Annotated in this window: 15 protein-coding genes; 7 read left to right on the forward strand and 8 right to left on the reverse strand. The window is 73.4% G+C overall.

Going from position 1 to position 19,125, the window contains the following annotated elements:
- Positions 1-73 precede the first annotated feature (73 nt).
- The 3 genes from ACFWPS_RS35900 to ACFWPS_RS35910 all read right to left on the reverse strand — a co-directional run bounded on the left by ACFWPS_RS35900 (position 74) and on the right by ACFWPS_RS35910 (position 3,119).
- The gene (locus ACFWPS_RS35900; protein ID WP_383713110.1) at positions 74-448 is read right to left on the reverse strand and encodes a nuclear transport factor 2 family protein; all 375 of its coding nucleotides are present in this window, start codon (positions 446-448) and stop codon (positions 74-76) included.
- Between the two features lie 121 nt (positions 449-569).
- On the reverse strand, positions 570-1,772 hold the full coding sequence (locus ACFWPS_RS35905; protein ID WP_383713113.1) for an MFS transporter: 1,203 nt from the start codon (positions 1,770-1,772) through the stop codon (positions 570-572).
- Positions 1,773-1,946: 174 nt separating this feature from the next.
- Complete coding sequence (locus ACFWPS_RS35910; protein WP_383713116.1) at positions 1,947-3,119, reverse strand: low temperature requirement protein A; 1,173 nt, start codon at positions 3,117-3,119, stop codon at positions 1,947-1,949.
- Between the two features lie 194 nt (positions 3,120-3,313).
- Here ACFWPS_RS35910 and ACFWPS_RS35915 point away from each other — a divergent pair, with 194 nt between their 5' ends.
- Complete coding sequence (locus ACFWPS_RS35915) at positions 3,314-4,171, forward strand: hypothetical protein (RefSeq protein WP_383713119.1); 858 nt, start codon at positions 3,314-3,316, stop codon at positions 4,169-4,171.
- On the opposite strand, the gene ACFWPS_RS35920 is transcribed toward ACFWPS_RS35915, so the two are convergent.
- Both ACFWPS_RS35920 and ACFWPS_RS35925 read right to left on the reverse strand, forming a co-directional pair.
- On the reverse strand, positions 4,122-5,147 hold the full coding sequence (locus ACFWPS_RS35920) for a LuxR C-terminal-related transcriptional regulator (protein WP_383713122.1): 1,026 nt from the start codon (positions 5,145-5,147) through the stop codon (positions 4,122-4,124). The genes ACFWPS_RS35915 and ACFWPS_RS35920 overlap by 50 nt on opposite strands.
- Positions 5,144-6,115, reverse strand: a complete 972-nt coding sequence (locus tag ACFWPS_RS35925; RefSeq protein ID WP_383713124.1) for a LuxR C-terminal-related transcriptional regulator — start codon at positions 6,113-6,115, stop codon at positions 5,144-5,146. The genes ACFWPS_RS35920 and ACFWPS_RS35925 overlap by 4 nt, the downstream gene beginning before the upstream one ends.
- 496 nt (positions 6,116-6,611) lie before the next feature.
- Here ACFWPS_RS35925 and ACFWPS_RS35930 point away from each other — a divergent pair, with 496 nt between their 5' ends.
- Positions 6,612-9,341 (forward strand): ATP-binding protein, encoded by a 2,730-nt coding sequence (locus tag ACFWPS_RS35930; protein WP_383713126.1) that lies wholly within the window; start codon positions 6,612-6,614, stop codon positions 9,339-9,341.
- Here ACFWPS_RS35930 and ACFWPS_RS35935 read toward each other — a convergent pair.
- Positions 9,331-12,042 (reverse strand): LuxR C-terminal-related transcriptional regulator, encoded by a 2,712-nt coding sequence (locus ACFWPS_RS35935; protein ID WP_383713264.1) that lies wholly within the window; start codon positions 12,040-12,042, stop codon positions 9,331-9,333. The two genes, ACFWPS_RS35930 and ACFWPS_RS35935, sit on opposite strands and share 11 nt — an antisense overlap.
- A 240-nt stretch (positions 12,043-12,282) precedes the next feature.
- Here ACFWPS_RS35935 and ACFWPS_RS35940 point away from each other — a divergent pair, with 240 nt between their 5' ends.
- Entirely contained in the window at positions 12,283-15,072 is a 2,790-nt protein-coding gene (locus tag ACFWPS_RS35940) for an AAA family ATPase (protein WP_383713129.1), read from the forward strand.
- Positions 15,073-15,163: 91 nt separating this feature from the next.
- Here ACFWPS_RS35940 and ACFWPS_RS35945 read toward each other — a convergent pair whose 3' ends face one another.
- On the reverse strand, positions 15,164-15,715 hold the full coding sequence (locus tag ACFWPS_RS35945) for an HdeD family acid-resistance protein (RefSeq protein WP_383713130.1): 552 nt from the start codon (positions 15,713-15,715) through the stop codon (positions 15,164-15,166).
- A 251-nt stretch (positions 15,716-15,966) separates the two neighbouring features.
- On the opposite strand from ACFWPS_RS35945, the gene ACFWPS_RS35950 reads away from it, so the two are divergent.
- The 4 genes from ACFWPS_RS35950 (at position 15,967) to ACFWPS_RS35965 (ending at position 18,686) form a co-directional block, all read left to right on the forward strand.
- Positions 15,967-16,962 (forward strand): LysR family transcriptional regulator, encoded by a 996-nt coding sequence (locus tag ACFWPS_RS35950; protein WP_383713132.1) that lies wholly within the window; start codon positions 15,967-15,969, stop codon positions 16,960-16,962.
- Between the two features lie 154 nt (positions 16,963-17,116).
- Positions 17,117-17,770, forward strand: coding sequence for a BON domain-containing protein (locus ACFWPS_RS35955; protein ID WP_383713134.1), 654 nt, complete (start codon positions 17,117-17,119; stop codon positions 17,768-17,770).
- A 129-nt stretch (positions 17,771-17,899) separates the two neighbouring features.
- Complete coding sequence (locus ACFWPS_RS35960; protein ID WP_383713136.1) at positions 17,900-18,160, forward strand: hypothetical protein; 261 nt, start codon at positions 17,900-17,902, stop codon at positions 18,158-18,160.
- Between the two features lie 145 nt (positions 18,161-18,305).
- Entirely contained in the window at positions 18,306-18,686 is a 381-nt protein-coding gene (locus tag ACFWPS_RS35965) for an SsgA family sporulation/cell division regulator (RefSeq protein WP_383713138.1), read from the forward strand.
- A 3-nt stretch (positions 18,687-18,689) separates the two neighbouring features.
- On the opposite strand, the gene ACFWPS_RS35970 is transcribed toward ACFWPS_RS35965, so the two are convergent.
- Positions 18,690-19,124 (reverse strand): hypothetical protein, encoded by a 435-nt coding sequence (locus ACFWPS_RS35970; RefSeq protein WP_383713140.1) that lies wholly within the window; start codon positions 19,122-19,124, stop codon positions 18,690-18,692.
- Position 19,125 lies beyond the last annotated feature (1 nt).

Genomic DNA, 19,125 nt, shown 5'->3' on the forward strand with positions numbered 1-19,125 from the left:
TCTCCTTCAGTGGTGGGGAACCGGCCGCCGCCCGGGAGGCACGGAACCTCCCGGGCGGCGGCGAACCGGACCGTCAGACGACCTCGTGTCCGCTGACGGTGGTCTCGGGGATCTCGTCGCGGACGTCCCAGTGCTCGACGATCAGTCCCTCGTCGATCCGGAAGACCTCCACGACGACCATGCCGCGGTCGTCCGGGTCACCGCGGAAGCGGGTGTGCAGGAAGACCAGGTCTCCCGAACCGGCCGCGCGCCGGATCTCGAACCGGGCCCGCGGGTACTGCTTGTGGAAGCCGTCGACGAACTCGACCAGCGGGGCCCGCCCGTCGGGCAGGTTCGGGTTGTGCTGGATGAGGTCCTCGGCCAGGTACTTGTCGGCCAGCTCGGTCCGCCCCTGGTTCCAGACGGTCTCGACGTACTCGCGAACGAAGTTCACCTGGTGGCTGCTCATAGGGTTCTCCTTGAACTGACTTGAGGGACAACGCCCCGATAGGGGCGCGGGGAACTGCGCGACCGGCCACGACGGCGCAGCAGACGACCGACAAGGCATCTCGGCCTTTTCGGCTGTGCGCTCAACTGGTGTGCACGGGAGTGGTCGCAGACCGATCCGCACCGGCCGCCGCCGAGGCGACCTGCCGAACCGAGGACAGATGGGCCAGCCCGGCCAGGACGAGGACCCCCAGCGCCGCCCACGGAATCGGCCCGGCCCCCAGATCCGGCAGGAGGCTGCTGCCGATGAAGCTGCCGAGGCTCATCCCCAGGTACAGCGCCGCGGCGTTCAGCGCGAGGATCAGCCCCGGCTGCAACGGCACCAGCTCCACCAGCCGGGCCTGCTGCGGCGCCTGGTACATCTGGCTGAAGAACGCCCAGAAGGCGAAGAACACGACCCCGGGCGCGGAGTGCGGGGCGACCAGCAGCAGCGCGAAGCCCAGCGCGAGGCCGAGCACCGCGACGCTCACCGTGCGCCCGCCGCCCAGCCGTTCGGCGATCCGCGGCGCGAAGGCGTTGCCCGCCACCCCGATGACGCCGAAGGCGAGCAGCGTCAGCGAGATCAGCCCGGAGGACGCGCCGAAGCGGTCCTTCAGGTAGGCGCCCGCGATGCCGTAGACGGTGAACTGGGCGGCCATGAAGAGGAGGGTCGTGGTGACCGTGGCGGCGGTGGCCGGCGTGCGCATCGCCTCGCGGTAGGCGCCGACCGTCGGGGGTTCGCCGGCCGGGATCTCGGGGACGAACACCAGCACCGCCACGAAGGCGAGCGCCGACAGGGCGGCCACCCCGAGCAGGGCCGGCCGCCAGCCCAGCGTGCCGCCGAGGAACGAGGCCAGCGGCACGCCGAGCACCGCGGCGGCCGTCATGCCGCCGAACACCGTGGCCAGCGCCCGCTGCCGGCGCTCGGGCGGCACGATCAGCGCACCGGCCGCCGAGGCGCCGGGACCGAAGACGGCGGCCCCCATCGCACCGAGCACCCGGGTGACCGTGAGGAAGCCGTAGTCCGGCGCGACGGCGCCGAGGGCCGCGCCGACGGTGAGCAGGCCGATGCCCACGAGCAGCACCCGCTTGCGGTTCCACCGGCGCAGCAGGATGGGCGCGGTGGGCGCGCAGACCGCGAAGGTCAGCGCGAAGACGGTGACCAGGATGCCCACCGTGGCCGGCTGGACGTGCAGGTCGTCGCCGATCGGGCCGTTCAGGCCGACGACCGCCAGCGAGATCGTCCCCAGGCTGAAGTAGCCCAGTGACAGGGAGAGCAGGGCGGGTAAGGCGCTGCGGGACGGCATCAAGCCACCTCCTCTTCCTCGTCGGTGCCGGTGCCCGAAGGGCCGGTGCCGGAAAGACGGGTGCCGGAAAGTTCCATAAGGCGAACCTAGGAACGCTCCGCGTCCCGCCGAGCCCGCCTCGGAAGGCCGTCCGGCACTGCCCCAGGTTCGTCGGCCTACTACGTCAGGTCGTCGTCAGGTCGTCCCGAACGCCCGGTTCCGCAGCACCAGCGGCACCTGCCGCCCGGAGCTGATCAGCCAGTGCTCGACCGCGTTGACCAGCAGGAGCAGCACGGTGGTGACGGCGAGCGTCGCCACGCCCGGCAGCCGCCACGCCGGCAGCGCGAGGGCGAGCAGGACGAGGCCGCCGTAGAACCGGGTGGCGGACGCGGCGCCGAACATGCGGCGCCGGGTGTAGCAGAACGCGAGCATGAAGAGGGCGGCGCCGGACGGCAGCAGGGCGGCGCTCAGCGCGTCCGGGGTGTGCAGGGGGGAGCGGACGGTGCGGGTGGCGCCGACGGAGACCAGCAACAGGCCTACGACCAGCACCAGATGGCCGTAGCTGAGCACGTCGCGGACGACGACGGACGGGGTCGGATGGGTGCGCAGGGCGTGTGCGACGGCCGAGGCCACCAGATGGAAGTAGAGCCACCACAGGGCGCAGCCGACCAGGAAGGCGAGGACGAGGGCGATCAGTTCGGCCGGGGCGAACGGGCCGGTGGCGGCCCCGGCGCCCACGGCGAAGACGTTCTCCCCGAGGGCGATCATGACGAACAGGCCGAAGCGCTCGGGCAGATGGTTGACGCCGAACGCCAACTGGCGCAGATGGCCGCTCAGGACGACGGGCGCGGCGATCTCGGCGACCACGGCGAAGGCCCAGCAGACCTCGCGCCACGGCGCCGGCACGGTGGCGCAGGCGAACAGGACCAGGGCGAAGGCGAGTCCGGCCCGGTAGGGGTGGATCGTGTAGAGGGCGCACTCCTTGCGGATCGCCTCCCCGATCAGCAGGCGCAGGGCGAGATAGCTTCCGGAGTAGAGCAGGGCCGCCTCCCGGTCGGCCAGGGCGAGCGGGGCGGCCACCGCCATGCCGTAGACGGCGAGCGCGGTCAGCAGCAGGAACACCCGTTGCAGGTTGGTCTCCAGCACGGCGTTCATCGCCATGACCACGTCCACCCAGGCCCACCAGAGCGGGACCAGTACGAGCAGGCACTCCCCCAGCACCGGCCAGCTCGGGTGCACGGCCACCGGATGGGCGACCTGGCCCACGCCGAACGCCAGGACCAGGTCGAAGAAGAGTTCCGCCCAGGTGGTGCGGTCGCGCGCCGGAACGGCAGGAACGGTCGTCGTCGCTGCGGTTGCGTCGGTCATTTCTGTATGGGGACACGGCCCCCGTCCGCCGCCGCCACAGAGTGGAAAGGCGGCGCGTACTGCGGGAAGTCACGGCGCCGGATGTCCGAACTCGGCCGGTGCGAACGGCACCCGGTGCGCCCGCCCTTCGCCCTTCGGACCGAATCGGGTTGCCCCTCTCCCGAACTGACGCTCCGTCAGCTACACCTGACGGTATGACTGACGACGCGACGCACGCAGCCGACACCCACAGCCACCTGTATGCGGAACTGGCCGCCGTCGGCCCCTACGGAGCCGACCTCGGGCACGCACTGATCACCATGGTCGAGCCGCACCCCGGACACGAGCGCGCGTACAACCGCTGGTACGAGGACGACCACTTCATCGCCGGCGCGATGGCCATGCCGTGGATGTACGCGGGACGCCGCTGGGTCGCCACCCGGGACCTGCAGCTCCTGCGCTACCCCGAGACCTCCGCCGTCGCGCGGCCGGTGACGGCGGGCTGCTACATATCCGTCTACTGGATGACCGCCGGCCGCTACGCCGACCACATGCGGTGGACCGTCGGCATCAACAAGCGCCTCAACCGCGACCACCGGGTCTTCCAGGACCGTACGCACGTCTTCACCGCCTTCCAGGACCACGTCGGGACCGTCTACCGCGACGGCGACGGCGGTCCGCGTGACATCCACGCCCTCGACCACCCCTACGCCGGGCTCGTCGTCCAGGTCGTCGACGCGAAGTCCCCCGGCGAGCTCGGGGAGCTGCTCGCCTGGCTGCGCGACGATCACCTGCCCAAGCGGCTGGCCGGCTCCCCGGCGGCCATGGTGACCCTCTTCGCGCCGACGCCGCTGCCGCTGGACCGGATGACCTACGTCAAGCAGGTCGAGGGGGTCGGGACCCGGCTGACCCTGCTGTGGTTCCTCCAGCAGGATCCCCGCGAGACCTGGCGGGACCACTTCGCGGACCTGGACACGGCGGTGGCCGCTTCGGGCCTCGGCGACGTGCGGTTCGTCGCGCCGTTCATACCGACGGTCCCGGGTACCGACCGTTATGTGGACGAGCTGCGGTGAGCCCTCCGGAACCGGTCGCACCGCCCGCGCCGTCGCCCGTCGCGGTCCCGGCGAACAGCCGGCCGAGCTCGCCCCGGCACCGGACACCGACGAGCGGGTAGCTGCGGTAGAGGTGGGAGCCCACCGTACGCGGTGAGATGGACAGCCGTTCGCCGATGTCCCGGTTGGAGAGTCCCTCGGCCGCCAGCCGGAGGATCCTGAGCTTGTGCGGGCTGAGCGCCTCGATGGCGGGCTGCGCGGGCTCGCCGGGCACCCGGACCCCGAGGGCACGCAGTTCCGCCCGCGCCTGCGCGGCCCACGGCGTGGCCGTCAGCCACTCGAAGCGGGTCAGGGCCTCCCGGAGGGGCGCGCGTGCCTCGTCGCGCCGCTGCGCTCTCAGCAGCCGCCCGTAGTCGAGGAGGAGCCTGGCGTGCTCCATGGGGCGGCACGCCATCTCCGGTGAGCCGAGGGCGCGTTCGAACAGTGCGGCGGCGTCGTCCGCCCCGCTCTGCGCGGCACAGAGCCCACGGGCGTGCCAGAGCCGGGCCGTCGTCATCGGCGCGGCGGGCGAGACGAGTCGCGGTCCGGCCGCCAGCAGCCACCGTACGGCGCGCGTCTCGTCGGCGGCCAGTGCCGCCTGTACCAGGTCCACGTAGGCGCGCCGTGCGGCCCTGCTCGCCGCCACCGTGGCGAGACTCCGGAGGACCCGCCAGGCCTCCGCCGGGTTCCCGGCCGTGAGGTGGCTCAGCCCGGCCGCATGGTCGAGCGTGTCGGCGGACTCCTGCTCACCGAGGGTCAGGGCCTGCCACCTGAGCTCGTCGTACCGCTGGTGGTCGAAGGCGCCGCACCGGGCCGCGATGCTCATCTCCAGTGCCTGCAACCGGACGAGTTCCGGCCACCGCCGGGCCGTTCGCAGAGCCTCCTCGTCGGCACGGAACCGCGCGCGGAACTCCCGCCACTGTCCTGAGGCGACGAGCGCCCCGTGGTCCGCGGTCATACCGGCACCTCCTCGCCGGTCAGGTCGAGAGCGCCGAGCTCGGCGCGCGAGGCGATACCGGTCTTCTGGAACACATGGGAGAGATGGCTGCCGACCGTACGGTGGGAGAGCCCGAGCCGCCACCCGATCTCCCGGTTGGACAGACCCTGGGCGGCGAACCCCGCGATCTGGCGCTCCCTCGGCGTGAAGCCGTAGCCGTCCATGCTCACCTCCCCGCTCAGCTCCCCCGCTCCCACCGCCTGCAGCTCCGCCGTGACGCGCCCGGTCCACCCGTCGGCGCCCAGCGCCACGAACCCCCGGTGGGCGCACGCGAGTTGCGAGCGTGCGGCGGCCGTCCGGCGGCGGCGGGCCAGCCAGCTGCCGTAGGCGAACCGCGTCCGCGCGTCGGTGAACGGCATGGCCGCGGTGTCGGCCTCCTGGAGCGCCGCCAGGAACAACCGCTCCGCATCGCACTCCTCGGCCGTCAGCGCCGCCGCCCGCAGCTCCAGGCGCCGCAGGATGCCGTACGGCTGCCGGCGGGCACGCGCCAGCACGGCACCGGCGACCTCCTGGCAGCCGACGGCGACCGCCGCCTCGGCGAAGTCGGCGACCGCCCACGCCGTGACGGCCGGATGGCCGGACAGCCCCTCCCGCAGCTCGTGCAAGGCGCTCTCCGGGTCTCCGGTGCCCAGCGCCGCCAGGCCGCGCAGCCAGCGGGCCCGGGCGGCCAGCAGGCCGTCGCCGTGCGGGACGGCGAAGGCGAGGACCCGGCCGGTCCGCCGCCATACCTCGGTCTGGTCGCCGCGGATGGCGAGCAGATGGCTGAGGGCGAGCTCCGTCGCCAGGGCGTCGGCGACCCCGGCCTCGGCGCTGCGCGCCAGGGCCATCCGGATCAGCTGCCCGGCCTGGTCGAACAGGTCCAGCAGCAGTGCGTTGGCCTGCAACGCCGACAGCAGTGCGGCGCTCGGGGTGTGGTGCTCCGGTCGCATCGTCCCTCCCACGGCATCGACGGCACCCGGCGCGGTGTCCGTGCCCGTCCAGGCTGGCGTGCATCCGTACCGCTCGAATCACCGGATCGCGTAGTACCTGGAGCCGGTGGAGCCCTGGCGCCGGTGGAGCCCTGGCGCCGCCGACCGCCTGTTCGACCCGGGAGCGTTGCCGGGCGCGGGTCCGGTGCGGGATGGTCGCGCCCACGCGGCGGCAGCCGCATGTCGAACACAGCCCCGCGCCCCGAAGGGGCGCCCCGGCGACGGTTCTTCTCCCGGGACGACCGCGGCGGGCGGGGACGGTGGTGATTCGGGGCCCGCCAGAGGGTGAGCGACTACGCGTTGCCGGGATGCGACCGGCGGCATCGCACCGCTCACGACCCCTGGAAGCTGTGCGCGCGCTGGGTACTATCTGAAGGCCCGCTCGAGGAGCGGAAGTCGGCCTGTTCTCGCTCGCCCTCTTCCCCGCCGCGACGAGTACGTCTGAAAGGTCGCGAACGTGGGGCTGATCGGCCGGACCGCCGAGATGAAGGCCGTCCAGACACTCCTGGACGACGTGTGGGCCGGGTCGAGCGGAGCACTGGTGCTGCGGGGCCGGGCGGGGACGGGGAAGTCGGCACTCCTGCAGGAGACGGCCGAACGGGCCGAGGCCGCCGGCATGCTCCTCGCGTCCGCCGTGGGCACCCAGACCGAGATCGGGTTCGACTTCGCCGGGCTGCACCAGATGCTCCGCCCGTTCCTGGAAAGCCTGCCCGACCTGCCGGCCCCGCAGCGCGCCGCGCTCAGGACGGTGTTCGGGCTGGCGGCAGGCGAGGCGCCGAGCCAGTTCCTGGTCGGCCTGGCGACTTTGACGCTGCTGGCCGATGCGGCCGCACAGCGACCGGTCCTGTGTGTCGTCGACGACGCCCAGTGGCTCGATCGCGTGTCGCAGGAGGTGCTGGCCTTCGTGGCACGCCGCTTGCTGGCCGACCGCGTGGGCTTCGTCTTCGCACTGCGCGACGGCGACGAGCACGCCGGGGCGCTGCTCGGTCTCCCCGAGCTGGGGGTGCGGCCGCTGGAGCCGCCTGCCGGGCGGGAGGTGCTCGAACTCGCGGCAGGGGGCAGGGTGGCCGAGTCCCTGGCCCGCCGGATCCTGGCGGAGGCCGCCGGTCATCCGCTGACGCTGGTCGAGCTGGGCAGGGAGCTGGGAGAGGGACGCGGTCTGCCGGACGCGGTACCGGGCCTGCCGATGCGGGTGGGTGAGCGTCTTGAGCGGCTGTACCTGGACCGGGTGCGCAAGCTGCCTCCGGCGGCACAGACCCTGCTGCTCGTGGCGGCGGCCGAGCACGTGGGCGACCCGGAGAAGATACGGCGGGCGGTGGAAGTCCTCGGGCTGGACGCCGAGGTGGCGGCGGAGCCGGAGGTCAGGCAGTTGCTGTCGCTGTCGCCGCGGGTGGCGTTCTCCCACCCCTTGATGCGGACGGCCGCCTACTGGGGTGCGTCGCCGGGTGAACAGCGGCGGGCGCACGCCGCGTTGGCGGAGGTGACCGATCCGTACCTGGATCCGGACCGGCGGGCGTGGCACCTCGCGGAGGCGACGGTCGGCCCGGACGAGGCGGTGGCACGGGAGCTGGAGGCGTCGGCCGACCGTGCCCGCCGCCGCGGCGGGTGGGAGAGCGAGCAGGCGTTCCTCCGCCGCGCCGCGGATCTGACGGCGGACCCGGAGCGCGGCGCCGAGCGCCGGCTGGCGGCCGCGGAGGCGGGCCTCGTGGCGGGCGATCCCGCCGGGGCGGCCACGCTCGCCGAGCGGGCCGTCCCGCACCTGACCCACCCGCTGGCGCTGGCCCGGGCCCGGCGGGTACAGGGCCTGTCCCTGCAGGCCGAGGGCAAGGTCGCGGAAGCCGCCCGGATGCTGGTGGGCGCGGCCCGGGAGATGGGCCCGGAGGATCCGCGCCTGGCACACGACACCCTGTTCGAGGGGTTCAGCGTCGCCCAGCTCGAAGGCTGGCAGAAGGCCGCCGAGGTCGTACCGGCCGTCCGCGAACTTCCCCGGCCCGCGGCCGAGGCGCCCGGTGACGGACTGCTCGACGGCTTCGCCGCCGTCCTCGACGGCCGCACTGCCGAGGGCTACGCGCTGCTCCGCCGAGGGGTCCGGACGTTCGCCGCCGGGCCCGACTCCCCCGATGCCGGCATGCCCCGCCTGGTGGCGTGGCTGTACGCGTCCGGTCTCGTCTTCGACCATTCCAGCTGGACGGACCTGGAGCGGCGCTGGATACCCGCCCTCCGGGGCCGCGGAGCGGTGGCCACGCTCGTCCCGGCGCTCTATTCACTCGGAAAGGATCATCTGCGGGCCGGTCGCCTCACCGCCGCGGAAGCGTCCCTGACCGAGGGCCGCGCCCTTGCCGAAGCGGTCGGCGACCACGGCTGGGGCCCCGGTTTCGCCCAGGCCGACGTCCTGCTGCTGGGCCTGCGGGGTGAACTCGCCGAGGGCAGGGCCCTGGCGGACCGGCTGCTCGGCGAGCCGATCCCGGACGTGTGGCGCCACGGGATCCGCCTGGCGGTCGCGGTGCTGGAGCTCGGAGCCGGCCGCTACGAGGCGGCGCTCGACGCCTCGCTGGACGCCCGCGGGCTGTGGTCGCTGCTGTCACCGGAGGACGTGATCGAAGCGGCCATGCGCTGCGGCCGGCCCGAGGTCGCCCGGGACGCCCTGGACGCCTTCAGCCCGCTCGCCGCGGCCGCGGGCACACCATGGGCCCTCGGCGTGACGGCACGCTGCCGGGCGCTGCTCAGGGGCGACGACCCCGCCGCCGACGACGACTACCTGCAGTCCGTCGACCATCTGAGGCGCACCCCTGTCGCCCTCGCGGTGGCCCGCTCCCGTCTGGTCCACGGAGAGTGGCTGCGCCGGCAACGGCGGCGGCGCGACGCCCGCCACCAGCTCAGCACCGCCCTGGAGAGTTTCGAGCGGATGCGCGCGTACGGCTTCGCCGACCGGGCCCGCGCCGAACTGGCCGCCACCGGCGAGCACCGGCACAGGCACACGGATCCGGACGGTGTCCGGCTCACCCCGCAGGAACTCCAGATCGCCCGGCTGGCCGCGGCCGGTGCCACCAACCGGGCCATCGCCACCAGGCTGTTCCTCAGTGCCGCGACCGTCGAGTACCACCTGCGCAGCGTCTACCGGAAGCTCGGCGTCAACCGGCGCGTCCTCCTCGCCCAGGCCCTCGCCGACGCCGGCATCACAGGCTGACACTCCGGTCCGCACCCGTGTCGGCGGCACCTGTTGCCGCGCCGGGGGCGGGGGCGGGGGCGTCCGGTGACGGTGCGAGCAGGCCGAGCGCGCGGGCCACCGCCACGGCGTCGGAGCGACGGCGCACGTCGAGCTTGGTGAACAGGTGGCGGACGTGCGTGCGGACGGTGGTCACCGACACGGACAGTTCCCGGGCGATCTCCGGGGCCGACAGGTTGGTCGGCAGGTAGCGCAACACCCGGATCTCGCTCCGGGTCAGCGGATCCAGCAGCCGCGGTGAGTCCGCCGGCCGGGCAGGCTCCGTCGACCCGGAACCCTGCGCCCCCGCCCCTGTCTCCGTCCCCGTCTCCGTCCCCGTCCCCGTCCCCGTCCCCGTCTCCGTCTCCGGGAGCAGGCCGCGGATCTCGTCCACCAGGGCCGTGTGCCGGCCGCTGTCCGGGGCGTAGCGGTCGAACAGCCGCCGGGTGGGGGGATGGAAGAGGAACGCCGTCAGCGCGCCGTCGATGCCGACGGTGTCCAGCGCGCGCCGCATCGCGGTCCCGGCGGCGACCGGGTCACCGAGTGCGTCGCGGGCGATCGCCTCCAGCAGCTGGGCGTGCGCCAGCCAGGTCGTCGGAGGGACGGGTACGGCGCCGGAGAGGACCGGTGCGAGCGCGGCGCTCGCCGCGTGCGGGTCGTTCCGGGCGAGGCGCAGCGCCGCTTCCGCCATGCGTATCTCGCCGCGGGCCCGGTCCTGTTCGCTGATCTCCGCGAGGTCCTGCTCGGCGCGTCCGGTCTCGCCCAGCCGCACCAGCGCGTGCAGCCGCAGCGCGCGGGTCCGCATGAGCGGCCAGTGCGGCGCGTCGAGGAGCCGGGCCAGCCGCTCGGCGGCCTGGAACGTCGCCAGCACCTCCTGGTGACGGCCACGCGCCAGCTCCAGCAGCGCGCGGACGTAGCGGACCGCCATCGCGGTCATGGGCTCGACCTCCGCCCGGACGGTGCGCTCGGCACGCAGCATCCAGTCCGCCGCCTCCTCGTGCCGTCGCCGGAAGACCAGCCCGGCCGCGAGCGTGATGTAGGCGATGCCGGCGGCGGGCTCGTCGGTCCAGCCGTGCCGCCCGGCCAGTTCGATCGCCTGCCGGGAGAGCTCTTCCGCCCGCGCGTACGGCGACGCGCGCACGCTCGCGATCGACGCACGGTGCGCCAGGCCGAGGAACTCCAGATACGGCCGGCCGATCCGGCGGGCCAGCGCGATGCCGTGTTCCAGGTGGGCCTCGGCCTCCGTGGGCCGGGCACCCCAGTGCTCGGCGATGCCGAGGTTGACCAGCGTCAGTGCGCGCAGGTCCCCGCTCAGGCCGAGCGGCGCCGTGTCCGGGGCGTCGGCCACCGCCCGCAGCCGCCGCGCCTCCTCGGCCAGCGCCGGGAGGTTCATCCGCTGCCGGGCGAGCACCAGCCGCACCGTGCTGACCTGTACGTCCAGCCGGCTGCGCCGGGTGACCGGCACCGACTCCGTCCGCCGTGCCGCGAGCCCCATGAACCGCTCCGCTTCCGCGAGCGATCCCGCCGCCAGTTCGTCCGCCGCCGCAGGCACCGCCAGTTCGGCGTCCGCCGCGCGCATCTCGGCGGGAAACCTCCCCAGGAGCGCGCCCACGGTGGCCGCTTTCCCGTCCAGATGCAGTCCGGGCCAGTGGTCGGCCAGCAGGCGGGCGGCCGACGTCCAGTCCTTCGCCGCCTGGGCGTGCCGGACCGCCTCCGCGGGACGCCCGTGGTCCTCCAGCCACCGTGCGGCGGCCCGGTGCAGCGCGTCGACCTCGTCGGGTGCGGTACGACGCAGTTCCAGTTGCAGCAGACCGGCGAACAGATGGTGATAGCGGAACCAGGACCGGGCCGCGTCCAGCGAGACGACAAACCCGTTCGCGGCCTCCAGTTCCTGCAGGACCCGCTCCCCGCCGGTGCTCCCGGTGAGGGCGTCGGCGAGCGGGCCGCTGACGCGTTCGAGGACGCTGGTCCGCAGCAGCAGGTGGCGTGTCTCCCGGCTCTGCCGTTCCAGCACCTCGGCCAGCAGGTACTCCGCCACCGTCCGCTCGCTGCCCGAGAACTCCGCGGCGAACCGCGCCGGATCGGGGTGCCCGGCCAGGGAGAGCGCGGCCAGCCGCAGCCCGGCCGCCCAGCCCTCGGTCCGTTCGTGCAGCATCACCAGCGCCGACTCGGCCGGTGCCGTCCCCGCCGCGGCGAACAGCTCCCGCGCCTCGTCCAGGCTGAACCGCAGATCGGCCGGGCGGATCTCGGTCAGCCGGCCCTCCAGCCGCAGTCGGTGCAGGCCCAGCCGTACGTCGTGCCGGGTGGCGAGGACGAACCGCAGCTCCGGCGGTGCCCGCATCACCAGCAGCTCCAACTGCCGCAGCAGGTCCGCCGAGCCCAGCTCGTGCACGTCGTCGATGACCAGCCAGACCCGGTCGTCCAGCGGTGCCAGGTCCCTCAGCAGCCGCTCCACGACCGCCCATCCGTCGAGCGCCGGCGCCGCCGTCAGCTCCCGGATCAGCGCCGCCCCCGGGACCGTCCGGCGCAGCGCACCGAGCACCGCCAGCCAGAACTGCTGCGGATCACGCTCGTCGGTGCGCACCGACACCCACGCGACGCGTCCCGCCAGGTCCGCCTCGCTGGTCCAGGACCGCAACAGAACCGTTTTACCGCCGCCCGCCGGCGCGGACACCACAGCCACCCGCGCCGAGGTCCGGAGCAGTTCGAACAGTCCCGGCCGGGAGACGACTCCACCCGTACCGGGACGGAGTGCGCGGCGGTCCGCGCCGCCACCGCTCGTTCGCAATCTTCTCCTCGTACCGCAAACGGTCAGGAACGGAAATCATCAGAAGTAGATGATGCCGTGCGGGCGAAGCTACGTCAGCTTGATCCAGGAGCGGAGAAAATCCGGTGGGGCGGAGGGAATCCGGTGGAGGAATCGGTGGCTGCCGAGAAGCATGCTGGACCTGCCGGACCACGCCGGGCAGACCGGCCGGAACCGGAGTTCCCGCTGGTCGACCGGGAGACGGAGCGGGCGGCGATCGACCGGGTCCTGGACTCCGTGCGCGCCGGCTTCAGCGGCACGCTGGTGCTGCGCGGAGCACCCGGCATCGGAAAGACGACCCTGCTGCGCTACGCGGTCCACGCGGCACCGGACCTGCGGACGTGCGCCATCGCCGGTGTCGAGTCGGAGATCAGGATGGAGTTCGGCGGCCTGCACCACCTGCTGCGCCCTTTCCTGCCGCTGGCAGAGGAGTTGCCGCCGCCGCAGCGGAGCGCGCTGCGGATCGCCTTCGGTGAGGAGAGCGGACCGCCTCCTGAGCGGTTCCTGGTGGGACTCGCGTCGCTGACGTTGCTGTCCCGGGCGGCCGAGTCACAGCCGCTGCTGTGCGTCGTCGACGACGCGCACTGGCTCGATCCCGAGTCGGCGCAGGTGCTCGGCTTCGTCGGCCGCCGTCTCCAGGCCGACCGGGTCGGACTCGTCGCCGCCGTCACCGAACCTGCCGTACTGCCAGTGTTCGAGCACCTTCCGACGATCACGGTGGACGGGCTGCCCGACACCGATGCCCGCGGTCTGCTCGGCTCGGTCGCGCGCGGCGGCCTCAACGCCCAGGCCGTCGACCGCATTCTGGCGGACACCCGCAACAACCCGCTGGCGCTGGTGGAACTCGGCAGCACGTACACGGCCGACCAGCTCTCCGGCCGCGCCGCGCTGCCCGAACCGCTTCCGCTGGGCCAGCGCCTCCAGGAGCACTTCCTCAACCAGGTACGCGGTCTGCACCCGGATGCCCAGGTGTTCACGCTGCTGGCCGCCGCGGACCCCGAGCGGGAGCGCGCTCCGTTGTGGCGTGCCGCGGTGAAGGCCGGGATCGACCCGGACGCCGCCTCGGCCGAGGCGGCATGGAGCGGTGTGCTGGAGTTCTCCGGCAGCTCCGTCCGGTTCCGCTACCCGCTGGCGCGGTCCGCGGTCTATTACGGCGCCGACGCCGCCGAGCGCCGACGCGCGCACCAGGTGCTGGGCGAGGTGGGCAACCCGGAGCTGCGGGCGTGGCACCTGTCGGCGGCCGCGACCGCACCGGACGAGGAACTCGCCGCCGAACTCCAGCGGGCCGCCGAACGCGCCGCCGCCCGCGGTGGCTACGCGGCCAGGGCCGCGCTGCTGCGCCGCTCGGCCGACCTGACGCCCGACGACGGGCAGCGCGTGCTGCGCGAGATCGCACTGGCCGAGGCCACGCTCATGGCAGGCGACCCGCCCGGGGCGCAGGCGGTGCTCGACACCGCCGTGCCCCGGCTCACGAACCCGGTGGCCCGTGGCTTCGCGCAGGCGCTGGAGGGCATGATCCGCTTCGCGCAGGGCGAGGCCGCTCAGGCCGCGCGCATCCTGGCCGGAGCGGCCCGGGCGTTCGCGCACGACGACCGGCTGGCCCGGGACACGATGCTCGGGGCGCTGGAGGCGGCCATCTGGTCCGGGCCGGTACTGACCAGGGAGATCGCCCGCCTGGCGAGCGCCTTCCCACCTGTCCCGCACGCCTCCGCCACCATCGGCGACCTGCTCCTGGAGGGGTTCACCGCCCGGTTCACGGTCGGCTACCGGGCTTCCGTACAGCCGTTCCGTGCCGCGGTGGCCGCGCTACTGGCCGACGACCTCGATCCCGCGGTGGGCCTGCGATGGTTCTCGCTCGGCGCCGCGGCGGCCGGCAGCCTGTGGGACGACAAGGGCACCTATGACATATCGGACCGCTGGGCGACCCTGGCGCGTGCCGTGGGGGCGTTCACCACCCTGCCGGTCGCGCTGGCCTTCCACGCGGTCTCGGACGCCATGGCCGGGCACTTCCGCGAAGCCGACACGAGGTGGGGCGGGGTGCTGGAAGTGCTGACCGTGAGTCCCGGTCCCGCCGTGCTCGGCACCCACAGCCGCAGCAACGGTGTGGTGCACGCCTACCGCGGCCGGCTGGCCGAGGCCCGTGAGACCGGGCTGGCCCAGGTCAGCGAGTCCACCGCGCGAAGCCAGGGCGGCCCGGCGGACATCGGCAGGTACATCGCCGCCATGGCGGACCTGTTCGCCGGGGACCACGAGGCGGCGCTGGCCGGCGCGCAGACCGTGGTCGACAACGACCCCGCCTATACGGCCGAGGGGACCCTGCCCGAACTGGTCGAGGCGGCGGTCCGGGCCGGTCGGCGCGCGGCGGCCGTCACCGCCTACGAGACCCTGTCCGAACGGGCGCTCGCCGCCGGCACCCCCTGGGGGCTCGGGCTGCGGTCCCGGTGTGCGGCGCTGCTCGCCGAGGGCGCGGACGCCGAGGACGCCTACCGGGAGTCCATCAGCCGGCTCGAACAGTGCGACATGGTGGTCGACCTCGCGCGCACGCACCTGCTGTACGGCCAGTGGCTCCGCCAGGCCCGCAGGAGACGGGACGCCCGGCATGAACTCCGCACCGCGCACGACCTGTTCGCCGCCATGGGAGCGGAGCGGTTCGCCGAGCAGGCGGCGGCCGAGCTGCGCGCGGCCGGCGAACGGACCCGGACCCGCGCCCCGGAGACCGCGCCCGACCTCACTCCGCAGGAAGCGCGGATCGCCGAACTCGCGGCGGCCGGGGCGTCCAACAGCGAGATCGCGGCGAACATCTACGTCAGCCCCAGCACCGTCGACTACCACCTCCGCAAGGTGTTCCGCAAACTCGGCGTGACCTCGCGGACCCAGCTCGCCGCCCGGCTGGCCTCGGGTTCGTGAGCGCCGGCCGGGTCGCCGGTACCGCCGGAAACCACAGCCGTCCCCGGGGGCGTACCCCCCGGGGACGGCGGTGCCTTCGGCGTCCTGCCGCTCAGACGCCGACCGGCTCGGACCGGCCCGAGCCGGCCAGACCGCGCCGCTCCTCGAACGAGGCGAAGACCGACGCGACGCCGTAGACGATGCTGAACAGCCCGAAGACGTTGGCGAGCGAGACCGCGCCGATGTCCGGGCGGACGAACAGCACGAACGCGAGCGCGATCGACACCACGCCGGTCAGCAGGAACAGGGCCCGCTCGCCCGCCGTCTCGCCCCGCTGGAAGGCCAGGACGATCTCCATGGCACCGGTCGACAGTGCCCAGGCCCCGACCCAGATCGTGAGCGCGAGAGCGGTGATGCCGGGCCACGTCAGCGCGACCACGCCGCCCGCCAGCGAGAGCAGGGCGAGCAGCAGCCAGCCGAACACGGGACCCGCCCGGTCGCCGGCGAAGGCGCGGGCACCGTCCATGGCCGCGCCGATGAACGCGTAGACGGCGAAGAGGACGACGAAGGCGCCGACGGTGATGCCGGGCCAGGTGACGGAGACTATGCCGATGACGACGGCCAGCAGGCCGCGCCAGAGGAGTGTGTTGGGCGAACTGAGCATGGTGACCCTCCCGTACGGGGGTGTCCTCTCGTTCGTGACACCCGAGGCCGTTGCGTTCGCCGTGAACGCTAGGGTCGGGGCTCCCCTGCGCCATCCGTCATGCGACTGCCCCCGGCCGGCGAGGGTGTGCCGGGGCGGCCGTACGCATCCCCGGCGAGCACGGCGCGGCAGTCGGATGACGCAAGCCCGGCGGCGGGACCTCCGGCAGCATGGCACGGGTCCGCTTCTCTCGAGTGGCCGGATGGGTCTGCATGGAAAAATCCGAGAACGCATTGAGTTCCTCGCCCGATTCCGAGAATTCGGCACCCCAGAGCGTCGAACTGCGCCATCTGCGCTATTTCGTCGCGGTGGCGGAAGCAGGTACTTTCACGCATGCCGCGGAGCGTATGTATGTCGCGCAGCCGACGCTGAGCCAGCAGATCCGGCGGCTGGAGGAGTTCGTCGGCACGCCGTTGCTGCAGCGCCGGCGTGACGGGGTCCGGCTGACCGAGGCGGGCGCGGTTCTGCTGGCGGAGTCCCGGGCCGTTCTCTCCCTGGTCGATCACGGCGTCAGCCGAACCCGGCAGGCGGCGGGCCTCGACCGGTCGCGGCTGCGTTTCGTCGTCCAGCCCCAGCTGCCGCCCGCACTCGCCGCGGAGACCGTCGCGCGGTTGCGGTCCGCGGCTCCGGAGATCGACGTGACCTGGTCGGAGGCGCCGCTGGACGCGGACTTCTCGTCGATCCTCCGGCGGCGGGCCGATGCCGCGCTGGGCTGGATACGGCCGGCGAACCGCAGGCTGCCGGACCGCGTCGACGTGATGGACATCGGGTCGTTCGAACCCGATGTCTGGGTTCCGGCACACCATCCGGCGGCGGCGAACGGGGCCATCGGCCTCCACGAGCTCGCCCGCATGCACGTCATCCACGGCCCCCGGCACGCCGACCCCGGGACGTACGACGCATGGCGCTCGGTCCTGCGGGCCGGGAACCCGTCCTTCGACTTCGCCGACCCGCCGTTCAGGCAGTCGCTGCCCATGACCCTGGCCTTCGCCGCGACCGGCAGCCGGCCGAGCGCCGTGCTGACGGCGCCGTGCCGTCCCGTGGGGATCGGTCCGCGGTCGGCGGCGGGCGCGGGCCCTCCCGAGATGGTGCCCGTGCGCGCCGAGGCGTCCCCGCTGACCGCCACCGCCGGTCTGGTGTGGAGCGCGGACCTTCCCCGCGAATTGCAGCAGGTGCTCTTCGACACCGCCGAAAAGATTGCGGCCTGAATCACCGTCGCACCCGTGGCACACCCATGTCCAGAAATCCATAGCGCAGACCAATACCAGAATAATTCGTATCGCTTTTACGGGCACCGGCATCTCGCGGTGAACTGACGGCAGAGCAGAAATGCGGCTCTCACCCGGACGGAAGGATCTCCCGATGAGCAAGACGAAGGACATTCGCCAGTCGGTCGAGGCAGAACTCGTCTTCGACCCGCTGGTGGACGCGACGGACATCACCGTTCACAACCTGGGGGGCGAAGTCAGGCTCACCGGTACCGTCCCGAGCTACCTCCAGTACCTGGAAGCCGCCACCGCCGCGCAGCGGGTGGCCGGCGTCACCAAGGTCCACAACAACCTGGAGGTGGTGCTGCCGCCCGCGCACGAGCGCGACGACGCGACGTTGGCCGAGACGGCGAACACCGTGCTGCTGATGAACATCGCCGTGCCGGTCGGTGTCGCGGCGAGCGCCCACAACGGCAACGTGACGCTGAGCGGCGTGGTCCGGTACGGCTCGGAGCGGCAGGCCGCGGAGGAGGCGGTCGCCGCGCTGACGGGAGTCCGCGGCATCAAGAACAGGATCGAGATCTCCGACGACGCCGACCCGGTCGACGTCACCCTGCTGGTGTCGGACGCGCTGGACCGCAACGCGCTGATCCTCGACGACAGCGAGGTCGGCGTCTCCACCGACGGCAACACGGTCCTCCTCGCCGGCCACGTCCGCACGTGGGCCGAGCACGACGCCGTGATCACGGCCGCCTGGATGGCCCCGGGCGTCTACGACGTGCGGGACGACCTCTACATCACCGGCTGACACCAGGCCGCATCAGGGGCTGTTCAAGGGCCGGTTCTTCGGAGACCCCGCGGGACCGGCCCGCTCCCTGTCCCAGACCGCGATCCACGTGCAGATCCATTTCAACCGCATCGAGAGGCACAACACGCCATGCCCGACACAGCCCGCCCCACGAAGAAGGGCGCCGGCCGGTTCCGCGAGCCGGCCGCCGAAGTCGAGAACCTGCTGCGGGAGGCGCTCGCGGTGGTCGCCGGCACGAAGGCGGCCCCCCGCGCACCGTCCCGCCACCACTCGTCCCACGACGCTCCGCGCCACCGGCTCGCCCGCTCCGCGGGCCACCTGTTCGGTTACGCGGTCCTCGGCTACATCGTCGTCCACCAGCGGCGGAGCCTGCGGAACCCGCTCGCCTGACGAGGAGCCCCATGCCGGGCGCGGCTCACGCGTCCGGCACGGCTCCGCACAGAAAGGGAGGCACATGGCCCGCTCGCACGACGATCCCGGCAGGGACGTACGGTCCGGAGACTGCGCGGATCTTTCCCTGAGGATGTGGCGGCACGTGTCCCTGCACGAGGCACTGCCGGTCCAGGCCCGGTTCCACTACCACCACACCCGGCCGCTGGAGGTGCGCGTCGACTTCCTCACCGGCAACGGCGGCGCCGTCACCTGGGTGCTCTCGCGGGACCTGCTCATGCGGGGCCTCCTGCGACCGAGCGGTGACGGCGACGTACGCGTCTGGCCGGCCTGCCCCCGCCACGACGGGGACGCCCTCTGGGTGTTCCTCCAGGGGCGGACCGGCGCGGCACTCCTCGAAGTCCGTCTCAGCCCCCTGCGCGCCTGGCTCGAAGAGACGCTCAGATCGGTCCCCTGCGGCACGGAAGGCCTCTCGATGGACTGGGACGAGGCCTTCGCGCACGTGCTGGCGCAGGGGGACCGCTGACGGTCACCCGCCGACGGCCCGGACCCGGTGGCGCAGGTCCAGGCCGTCGGCGAGGGCGGAGTCGGACAGCCGCGTCCGCCCCTCGCGGGAGCGCAGCAGGGCGAGTTCGACATGGTCGAGCCCGATCCGCCGGGGCAGCACGCAGACCAGGCCGTGCCGCACCGCCCGGACCAGCCGGTCGCGCGCCACGTACTGGGCCACCAGCACGATCCGCGGCCGCCCGTGGTCCCCGCACGCACCGCGCATGAACGCGAGCGCCTGCTCGTCGAGTTCCGTGGCCAGGACGAGCAGCGCCTCCGCGCGTGCCTCCTGCTCCGGACCCAGCAGGCACACCCGGGGGCGGGCCCGCAGGGCGGTGGAGATGCCGCAGGCAAGCCGGAGGTCACCGGACTTGACCGCCACGGTCACCGGCGAGGCCACTCGTTCCGCTCTTCTCATG

It is taken from the genome of Streptomyces sp. NPDC058457 (assembly GCF_042720695.1).
Classification (GTDB): Bacteria; Actinomycetota; Actinomycetes; order Streptomycetales; family Streptomycetaceae; genus Streptomyces.

What these genes read in the sequence shown, in the direction of transcription:
- ACFWPS_RS35910 (WP_383713116.1), bottom strand. Translation starts at nt 3,119, where the DNA reads ATGACCGACGCAACCGCAGCGACGACGACCGTTCCTGCCGTTCCGGCG.
- ACFWPS_RS35955 (WP_383713134.1), top strand. Translation starts at nt 17,117, where the DNA reads ATGAGCAAGACGAAGGACATTCGCCAGTCGGTCGAGGCAGAACTCGTC.
- ACFWPS_RS35925 (WP_383713124.1), bottom strand. Translation starts at nt 6,115, where the DNA reads ATGCGACCGGAGCACCACACCCCGAGCGCCGCACTGCTGTCGGCGTTG.
- ACFWPS_RS35920 (WP_383713122.1), bottom strand. Translation starts at nt 5,147, where the DNA reads ATGACCGCGGACCACGGGGCGCTCGTCGCCTCAGGACAGTGGCGGGAG.
- ACFWPS_RS35945 (WP_383713130.1), bottom strand. Translation starts at nt 15,715, where the DNA reads ATGCTCAGTTCGCCCAACACACTCCTCTGGCGCGGCCTGCTGGCCGTC.
- ACFWPS_RS35900 (WP_383713110.1), bottom strand. Translation starts at nt 448, where the DNA reads ATGAGCAGCCACCAGGTGAACTTCGTTCGCGAGTACGTCGAGACCGTC.
- ACFWPS_RS35950 (WP_383713132.1), top strand. Translation starts at nt 15,967, where the DNA reads ATGGAAAAATCCGAGAACGCATTGAGTTCCTCGCCCGATTCCGAGAAT.
- ACFWPS_RS35915 (WP_383713119.1), top strand. Translation starts at nt 3,314, where the DNA reads ATGACTGACGACGCGACGCACGCAGCCGACACCCACAGCCACCTGTAT.
- ACFWPS_RS35960 (WP_383713136.1), top strand. Translation starts at nt 17,900, where the DNA reads ATGCCCGACACAGCCCGCCCCACGAAGAAGGGCGCCGGCCGGTTCCGC.
- ACFWPS_RS35905 (WP_383713113.1), bottom strand. Translation starts at nt 1,772, where the DNA reads ATGCCGTCCCGCAGCGCCTTACCCGCCCTGCTCTCCCTGTCACTGGGC.
- ACFWPS_RS35970 (WP_383713140.1), bottom strand. Translation starts at nt 19,124, where the DNA reads ATGAGAAGAGCGGAACGAGTGGCCTCGCCGGTGACCGTGGCGGTCAAG.